The 6,850-nt window shown below is 72.1% G+C and carries 6 protein-coding genes and 1 pseudogene; all 7 read right to left on the bottom strand.

What is annotated here, in order from left to right; all coding sequences use genetic code 11:
- Positions 1 to 186, bottom strand: a pseudogene (locus ACTIDRAF_RS34525) (hypothetical protein); the annotation flags it as partial.
- Positions 187 to 311: 125 nt separating this feature from the next.
- Positions 312 to 1,301 carry a c-type cytochrome biogenesis protein CcsB gene (ccsB, locus tag ACTIDRAF_RS0216325; protein WP_016699797.1) on the bottom strand — a complete coding sequence of 330 codons (990 nt, stop codon included), beginning with the start codon at positions 1,299 to 1,301 and terminating at the stop codon, positions 312 to 314.
- Positions 1,301 to 2,959 (bottom strand): cytochrome c biogenesis protein ResB, encoded by a 1,659-nt coding sequence (gene resB, locus ACTIDRAF_RS0216320; RefSeq protein ID WP_016699796.1) that lies wholly within the window; start codon positions 2,957 to 2,959, stop codon positions 1,301 to 1,303. Before resB ends, ccsB begins: the two co-directional genes overlap by 1 nt.
- A complete protein-coding gene (locus tag ACTIDRAF_RS0216315) occupies positions 2,959 to 3,831 on the bottom strand; it encodes a cytochrome c biogenesis CcdA family protein (RefSeq protein ID WP_016699795.1) in 873 nt (290 codons plus the stop codon). Before ACTIDRAF_RS0216315 ends, resB begins: the two co-directional genes overlap by 1 nt.
- 76 nt (positions 3,832 to 3,907) lie before the next feature.
- A complete protein-coding gene (locus ACTIDRAF_RS0216310) occupies positions 3,908 to 4,558 on the bottom strand; it encodes a TlpA family protein disulfide reductase (protein WP_016699794.1) in 651 nt (216 codons plus the stop codon).
- 162 nt (positions 4,559 to 4,720) lie between these two features.
- On the bottom strand, positions 4,721 to 5,353 hold the full coding sequence (locus ACTIDRAF_RS0216305; protein WP_016699793.1) for a histidine phosphatase family protein: 633 nt from the start codon (positions 5,351 to 5,353) through the stop codon (positions 4,721 to 4,723).
- Positions 5,350 to 6,714: a glutamate-1-semialdehyde 2,1-aminomutase gene (gene hemL / locus ACTIDRAF_RS0216300; protein WP_083886365.1), complete on the bottom strand. Its 1,365-nt coding sequence runs from the start codon at positions 6,712 to 6,714 to the stop codon at positions 5,350 to 5,352. Before hemL ends, ACTIDRAF_RS0216305 begins: the two co-directional genes overlap by 4 nt.
- Positions 6,715 to 6,850 lie beyond the last annotated feature (136 nt).

Genomic DNA, 6,850 nt, shown 5'->3' with positions numbered 1-6,850 from the left:
CGAACGCGACGGATCGACCTGGTACGGACCCGAACGCGACGGATCGGGGTAACCGGCGGGCTGGGGGCCTGACGGGGTCTGTTCCACGTAGTAGGGCCCACTGGCGGAACCGTCCCCGGCGGCGGGCCCACCGGCCGCCTGCCAGTTCGGCTCCCCGCGCGATTCCGGCTCGTACTGTCCGGTCACCGTTCGTCCTTCCACACGAGCGAACGGATCGAGCCTTCCCCGACCCGCCTTCGACGGTAACGCCAGCCGTTTCCCGTGCTTGTGGGGGGTTCGCGTTCCGCCCGCCAGGCCCGCGCCACCGCCGATCAGCCGACTCCAGCATAGGAATGCAGACCCGCCACGACCAGGTTCACGAAGAAGAGGTTGAAGACGACGGTGGCGAAACCGATCACGTTGATCCACGCGGCGGGCACCCCGCGCCAGCCGGTGGTGGCCCGCGCGTGCAGGTAGCCGGCGTAGACCACCCAGGAGATGAAGGCCACCGTCTCCTTGGGGTCCCACCCCCAGAAGCGGCCCCAGGCCGCCTCGGCCCAGATGGCCCCGCAGATGATGCCGAAGGTCAGGATCGGGAAGGCGAAGACGGCGGTGCGGTAGGCGAGCCGGTCCAGCGCGGCGAGGTCCGGCAGTTTCGCACCGAGGTTGCGGAACCGCTCCGGACGCCGCTCGTGCGCCGACTTGATCAGGTACGCCACGGCCCCCATCCCGGAGACCAGCAGGATGCCACTGCCGACGATGGCCGCGGAGACGTGGATGATGATCCAGTAGGACCGCAGCGAGGGCACCAGCGGTGCCGCTTCGGCGTACAGGAAGGTTCCCGCGACGAAGTACAGGATGACCACGGGGAGCAGCACGAAGACCGCGATCTCGCGGACCGGGTGACGCCGCAGCACCACCAGCCAGGCGACCACCGCCGCCAGGCACAGGGCCGCGATGTACTCGTACATGTTGCCCCACGGGATGCGGCTGGTCGCCAACCCCCGCAACACCAGGGACGCCAGCTGGAGGGCGGCGGCCAGCACCGTCAGGGCCACGCCCATCCGGCCCAGTCGCGCCGCCAGCGGACGCCGGTCACGCGTCCCGGCACGGGCCGCCCCCTCCGGGAGGTCCTCCTCCGAGGGGTCCAGCGTGGCCACGCCGCCCCCGGCGGCCCCGGCGGCCGGCGCCGCCGCACGTTGCCTGGGCTTGCGGGTGAATCCGTACTCCGCGGCGTGCAGCAGCAGTCCGAGCATGAACACGGCCAACGCGGCGGCGTAGCAGAGATCGCTGTAGACCGACAGCGTCTCGTTGACAGGCATCAGGTGTCCTTCCCGTGCACCCGGGCCGAAGCGGGCTCCGGGTCAGCCGGCGGTTCCGAACGGCCGGCGGGCTCCAGCTCGGCGGCGAGCCGGGTGAACTCCTCGCCGTAACCGGCCTGGTCAGTCCGTGCCAGACCACCGATGCGCACCACGGTACGACCACCGGGGCCGTCCGGACCGGCAGGGGTGGCGCGCACCCAGATCCGGCGCCGTTTGATCCCCAACGACAGGCTCAGCCCGAGCAGCACCGCGATGCTCGCGACCAGCACCCAGATCTGCGCCGGATCGTGGGAGACCTGGAGGGAGACCCAGTCGTCGACCCCGTCGAAGCGGATGACGGTGCCGTCGTCCAGCTCCAGCTCCTCACCGACCGACAGGTTCTCCCTGGCCACCCGTTCGAGGAGTCCCGCGTCCACCATCTCCTGGTCGACCTCGAAGATGGACTGCCCGCGGCCGGAGTCGTTGCCCAGGTTCCCGCGCAGGATGTCCACCGCGACCGCCGGCTCGTTGAGCGCGGGGAACCGGGAGGTCAACAGGGATCCGTCATAGGCGGGGGTGGGGGCGAGCAGGCCGGTGATGGCCAGCTGGTTGCGGTGCCGTTCCTCCTGGTCCGGGGTGTCCGGCGGGTCGAACTTGGTCGCTCCCTCGGAGAGCATGGTCTGGAGTTCCACCGGCCGCCACTGGGTGGTCCCGACCCGTTCCTCCCCGTTGGGGAAGGTGACGGTGAAGCGGGGCGCGTACCCGTGCCCCAGCAGGTACACGCGGTCGGATCCCGTGCGCAGCGGGTGGTTCACCTGGAGCTCGTGCTGGCTCCACTCACCGGTCTCCAGGGCGTCGCCCACCTGGTAGGACAGGTCGGCGTGGTACTGGAGGGCCTGCCCGGTGGGCAGGTGCTCCGCGCGGAAACCGTCGACGCGGACGCAGAACGGGTTCAGGTGGGTGCCGTCGACGCTGATCCCCGCGTTGAAGGAGTCGTAGTTGTAGATGCCCGAGTTGCAGAACTCCTGGCCGTCGGCCCGGACGATGGTCTGGCCCTCGTACCCGAACAGCTCGCCCAACGCGAAGGCGACCAGCAGGCCCAGCATCGCGGTGTGGAAGACCAGGTTCCCCGCCTCGCGGAGGTAGCCCCGTTCGGCGCTGAGGGTGCGGACACCCCCGTCCTCCTCGCGTTCGGCGACCCGCCACCCCTTGAGCACGGTCCGGGCGTGGTCGACCACCTCCTGCGGCGAGGCGTCGGTCTCCGCGCGGTGGTGGTGCGGTAGCCGGTCGAGGTTCCTCGGTGTCAGCACGGGCCTGGCGCGCAGCTGCCGGACGAACTCCGCGCACCTCGGCACCACGCACCCCACGAGGGAGGTGAACAGCAGCACGTAGATCGCGGCGAACCACACGCTGCCGAAGACGTCGAACATCGACAGCCGGTCGAGGAGGGGGGCCAGGCGCGGGTTGTCGTTGTAGTAGTCGACGACGAGTTCCGGAGCCACCGACCGTTGCGGGAGCAGCGCGCCGGGCACCGACGCCAGCGCCAACAGGAACAGCAGCACGAGTGCCGTCCGCATGGTCGTCAGACCACGCCAGTAGTTGCGGAGGGTCGCCAGCACCACGCGGTGCGGCGCGCGTCCCGCCCTGGCCTCCTCCCGGGGCTTCGACTCCTCGGCCATCAGAGCGGCAACTCGAAGCCGCTGATCGGACCGCGCAGCACGCCGATGAGCCAGTTCCAGGTACCGGTCACGAGCAGAACCCCCACCAGAATCATCATCACGCCACCAGCGAGCTGGATCCTCCTCGTGTTCCGCCGCAGCCAGCCGGCGCTGCGCACGGCCCAGCCCGCCCCGACCGCGAGGAGCACGAACGGCAGGCCCAGTCCGAGGCAGTACGCGGCGACGAGGGTGACACCCCTGGTCAGGACCCCGCCGTCGTCCTGGGTGGCGATGGCGAAGGACAACACGCCGGTCAGGGTCGGACCGAGACAGGGCGTCCAGCCCAGTGCGAACACGCCGCCGAGCAGCGGAGCTCCGAGGACCCCGTCCCGGCGGACGCGGTGGAACCGGAGGTCGCGCTGGAGGGCCGGCACCAACCCGAGGAACACCAGCCCCATCGCGATGGTGATCACGCCGCCCACCCGCTGGAGCACGACCTCGTTGGCCGTGATCGTCTCGGAGAGCCCGAGGAGGCTGACCGTCGCGAGCATGAACACGACCGTGAACCCCAGGACGAACAGCAGCGCCGCGCCGGCCACCCGCCACCGGCCCGCACGCGGTTCCGGTCGGGTTTCCGCCGGCTTCCCGACCGCTTCGGGCGGGGAGGCCGGGGACTTCGGCATCGGGGACGCCGCCCCGGCGGGCACCGGTTGCGCCGCCCGGGTGGGCGCCTCGTCCGGCGCGGACGCGCCGACCAACCCCGCCAGGTAGGCGAGGTAGCCGGGGACCAGCGGGATCACGCACGGCGACGCGAAGCTGACGAGGCCGGCCAGCGCCGAAAGGCCCATCGCCAGCAGCAGCGGGCCGCTGATCACGAACTCGGTGGGGTCCACGCTCAACGAGAGTAAGCAGTACGAAACGGATACTCCGCCGGGGGTCGCCCGTGCGTGGCGCCGCCCACTCCGCCGCTCACCGGCCGCCCACCTCCCCGGCGTCGCCGCCACCCTCGGCGAGCAGGTCCTCGATCGCGGGCATCAGCTCCTCCTCGTGGACCTGCGCGAGGAACACCGCCGCCACCCGCTGCTCGCGGTCGATCAGCAGGGTGGAGGGCACGGCGTTGCGCGGGTAGCCGCGCAGCCCGAGCAGCGACCGGCCGGAGGGGTCGTAGATGCTCGGATAGGTCAGGCCGAGGTTCTCCATGAAGTCGATCGGCGCGCTGCGCGGGTTGTCCCGGACGCTGATCCCCAGGAACCGCACGTCCTCGTCCGCCGTCTCCTCCGACATGCGCTGGAGTTCGGGAGCCTCTTCCCGGCACGGGGTGCACCAGGAACCCCAGATGTTGACCACGACGACGTCACCGGCGTAGTCGGCGACGCTGATGCGGTTGTCCTCGTCGAACAGGTCCTCACCCGCGATCTCCGGTACGGGCTGGCGTTCCGCCGCCTCGTAGTGGATGCGGGTCTGACCGCCGGGGGCGATGAACTGGAAGTCCCCCTCCACCTGCTCGGTTCCGACGCACGCGGTGGCCAGCAGGCCGGTGGCCACGGCCAGGACCGCGAGGCGACGCCGACGCCGCCGTGTCCCGCCGATGCCGTGGTCGGACTGTCCGCTACCGCTCATCACACACCTTCCCGCTGGGGTCCGTCGCCGTCACCGGACACGCGTTCATCCGCCGGGGTGGCGCTGCCCCGGGAACCAGCCTGCCACCGCCCGGGGGGCACCCGGGAACCGGGCCGGTGACCGGGGAGCCACCCGTCGAGGTGGGTCCCCGGCCCGGGCGGCTCAGGCTCCCGTCACCCGCGCGTCGGTGCCGCCCACCGGCTCGAAGTAGGAGATCCGGACCAGCTGCTCGTCGTCGAAGACGAGGCTGGTCAGGGAGGCCAGCGAGCACTGCCGCCGCCTGGGGTCGTGCCACATCCGACGCCCTTCGAGGAACAGCCTGGTGGTCCAGATCGGCAGCTGGTGGGAGACGCACACCGCCTCGTGGCCTTCCGCCGCGGCCCGCGCCCGGTGGACCGCGCCGAGCATGCGGTGCGCGATCCGCAGGTATGGCTCCCCCCAGGAGGGGCGGAACGGGTTGCGCAACTTCGACCAGTGCCGGGGGGACCGCAACGCGCCGTCACCCACCGACACCCGGAGCCCCTCGAAGAGGTTCCCCGCCTCGATCAGGCGGTCGTCGGTGGCCAGTTCCACGCCGTGGGTGGCGACCAGCGGCTGCGCGGTCTGCTGCGCCCGTTCCAGCGGCGAGGCCACCACGTGCACGAGGTCCCGGTCGGCGAGGAACGCGGCCACCTCCTTGGCCTGCTGCTCACCGGTCGCGGAGAGGTGGAAGTTCGGGAGGCGCCCGTAGAGCACGCCGCTCGGGTTGTGCACCTCGCCGTGGCGGAGCAGGTGCACGGTCGTCCGGGTCGTCATCTCGTCCCCTCTCGGCTCGCCGCCGCGGCGGCCTCGGCGGCGGCGGGCAGTGCCGCCGCGATCACCTCGAACGCGTCGTCGTCCAGCGCCGCCGACACGAACCAGGCCTCGAAGGCGCTGGGCGGCGCGTACACGCCGCGTTCCAGCAACGCGTGGAAGAACGCGGGGAAACGCCAGGTCTCGGCCCGCTGGGCCGCGGCGTAGTCGTGGACCTCGTCCTCGGTGAAGAAGACGCTGAGCAGGTTGCCGGCGTAGGCGACGTGGTGCGGGACGCCGGCCGAGGTCAGGGCGTCGCCGAGCAGGCCACCGAGCCGGCGGGCGTTCTCGTCGAGCCGCGCGTACACGGCGTCGTCGGCGGCGCGCAGCGTCGCCAGGCCCGCCGCCACGGCGACGGGGTTCCCGGACAGCGTGCCGGCCTGGTAGACGGGTCCGGCCGGTGCGAGCCGGGCCATCACCTCGGCGCGGCCGCCGAACGCGGCCGCCGGCAACCCACCGGACATCACCTTGCCGAAGGTGTAGAGGTCGCCGGCGACTCCGTCGATGCCGTACCACCCGGACCGGGACACCCGGAACCCGGTCATGACCTCGTCCACCACCAGCAGCGCGCCGTGGCGGTCGCAGAGTTCCCGGAGGCCCGCGTTGAAGCCGGGCACGGGGGCCACCGCCCCCATGTTGCCGGCGGCGGCCTCGGTGATCACGCAGGCGATGTCGGCGCCGTGGTGGTCGAAGGCCTCCCGCACGGCGGCGAGGTCGTTGTAGGGCAGGACGAGGGTGTCCTCGGCCTGGGCGCCGGTGACCCCCGGAGTGGTGGGCAGGCCCAGCGTCGCGACCCCGGAGCCGGCGCTGGCCAGCAGCGCGTCGACGTGGCCGTGGTAGCAGCCGGCGAACTTCACGATCTTGCGCCGCTCCGTGTAGCCCCTGGCGAGCCGAACGGCGCTCATGGTGGCCTCGGTGCCGGAGTTGACCAGGCGGAGCTGGGCGACCGGCGGCACCCGGTCGATGATCTCCTGGGCGAGCTCCACCTCACCTGTGGTGGGGGTGCCGAACGACAACCCGTTCGTGGCTGCCGACCGGACGGCCTCCACGACGGCGGGGTGGGCGTGTCCGAGGATCATCGGTCCCCAGGAGGACACCAGGTCCACGTACCGGTTCCCGTCGACGTCCCACAGGTGTGGGCCGGCGCCGCGCACCATCACCCTGGGGGTACCGCCGACGGAGTGGAACGCCCGCACCGGGCTGTTCACACCGCCCGGGGTGAGAGCGCTGGCCCGCTCGAACCACTCCCTCGACCGCTCGGCGGATCGGCCAGCCGATCCGGTGCCGTGTCCTTCCGCACCCGTTGGTTCCCGCTGCTCGCTCACGGGACCAGTCTCGCAAGGGCCGTTCGGCGCGCGGGGGCCGAGGTGGGTGTGACGTCGCGCGTCTCACCGTGGCGGGGGTTCGGGGCCGGCCTCCGCCATGGCGGCCGGCCCGTGCCCGGCCCGGCTGGCCAGCACC

This window comes from Actinoalloteichus spitiensis RMV-1378, from assembly GCF_000239155.1.
Classification (GTDB): domain Bacteria; phylum Actinomycetota; class Actinomycetes; order Mycobacteriales; family Pseudonocardiaceae; genus Actinoalloteichus_B; species Actinoalloteichus_B spitiensis.
This window is presented reverse-complemented; position numbering and strand designations above follow the sequence as displayed.

Excerpts from the sequence above, each read along its gene's own strand:
- ccsB (WP_016699797.1), bottom strand. The coding sequence starts at position 1,301 with ATGCCTGTCAACGAGACGCTGTCGGTCTACAGCGATCTCTGCTACGCC.
- resB (WP_016699796.1), bottom strand. The coding sequence starts at position 2,959 with ATGGCCGAGGAGTCGAAGCCCCGGGAGGAGGCCAGGGCGGGACGCGCG.
- ACTIDRAF_RS0216310 (WP_016699794.1), bottom strand. The coding sequence starts at position 4,558 with ATGAGCGGTAGCGGACAGTCCGACCACGGCATCGGCGGGACACGGCGG.
- ACTIDRAF_RS0216305 (WP_016699793.1), bottom strand. The coding sequence starts at position 5,353 with ATGACGACCCGGACGACCGTGCACCTGCTCCGCCACGGCGAGGTGCAC.